The sequence below is a fragment of the Bartonella jaculi genome, assembly GCF_039543045.1.
In the GTDB taxonomy this organism is placed as follows: Bacteria; Pseudomonadota; Alphaproteobacteria; order Rhizobiales; family Rhizobiaceae; genus Bartonella; species Bartonella jaculi.
In genome coordinates, this window is record NZ_BAABIZ010000117.1 from 1 (window position 1) to 1,337 (window position 1,337).

Below are 1,337 nucleotides of genomic sequence, written 5' to 3' on the forward strand. Positions count from 1 at the left end.
GATCACCATCTGTTTCTTTACCAATGGTGATATGTTTCGTTTCAGAATCCTGTTTCACGAAGCTACTGGCTGCTACTTGTTCTTTAACATCTTTTTCAACTTTTTGCAGTTGCGAAAAATTCACAGCATCAGTATCTGCACTCCCAGCTGCAACACCAGAAAGAGTTCGAGCCTTACCATCCTTATCGGAAATAGTGATTTTATTACCGTGTTTTTCTGCACCAATCTTGATGAGTTGCTCATTCTCATCCCACTTAACAAGACTATCGCCTTTTACATTGGTAATTTCATTATTAATCTGTTTGGTAATCTCTTTTTTTACATTCGTGATAGAAGTACCAACATCAGTCAAAGCCTCCGCAACAGTTTTATAGTTTTCATCAGTTGCACTGCCATCATCACTGAATTTCTTAACCGTAAAAGTAGGATCGGTCCAAACGCCACCATCATATTTAGCGCCACCACCAAAATATGAAGCAACCTTATCTCCTAATGAATGAAGCTGATTACCTGTCACAGCATCCGTGGAACTTTCACTTACATCTCCATTCGCAAGTGACGTAATCTTGCTATTGCTTTTGCTATCTTCTGCTCCATGCGTTGCTACAAATGCATTATTAGTATCACTCCAATTCAAAGAATCACTTTTTGCATCGGTAATCTCATTCTTAATTTCTTTATGAATATTCGTGAAAGAAGTACCAACACCTGCAAAGGCAGACGCGACATCATTATACTCTTTATCTTCTGTAGCGCCATCTTCCTTGACAGTCTTAACCTTGAATGTAGGAGCAGTCCATGTGCCACCATCATACTTAGCGTTACCGCCAAAAAACTCCGCAACTTTATTACTTAGAGTATGAAGCTGAGATCCATTGACGGCTTCATGAGAATCCTTGGCAATCTTACCATCGCCCACATTACGCAAACTAACAGTGCCTTCCTTCGGATTGCCAAACGTCACACTTTTCTTACCAGATTTACCGCCTGATCGGATAAGTGGATGAACATAATCTGAATCTGCTTCTTCATCGTAGAAAACTGCCAAAGAACGTACGTCATTAATTTCATTATTGGTAGCAAAAAGCTGAGAACCATTTACTGCATCGGTTGAAGCGGCTGAAAGTGTTCCATCTTTAATGCCTTTTACCTCTTTATTTCCAGCATCAATACCAGCGGTCGTCATTTGCGGTCCACCAGTAATTACCAGACCTGTTGCGTCTAGGGTATTTTCGCCTGCTTTTAAGCTCGTTAATGTAACGTCTTTAGCTAGATCAAATTTTACCTTGTTATCTTCATCGCCTTTTGTAATCGTGAAATTTTTACTTCCCGCAGAA

At 40.0% G+C, this 1,337-nt stretch carries 1 pseudogene; it reads right to left on the bottom strand.

Going from position 1 to position 1,337, the window contains the following annotated elements:
• Positions 1–1,337, bottom strand: a pseudogene (locus tag ABD915_RS09675) (Vomp family autotransporter); the annotation flags it as partial.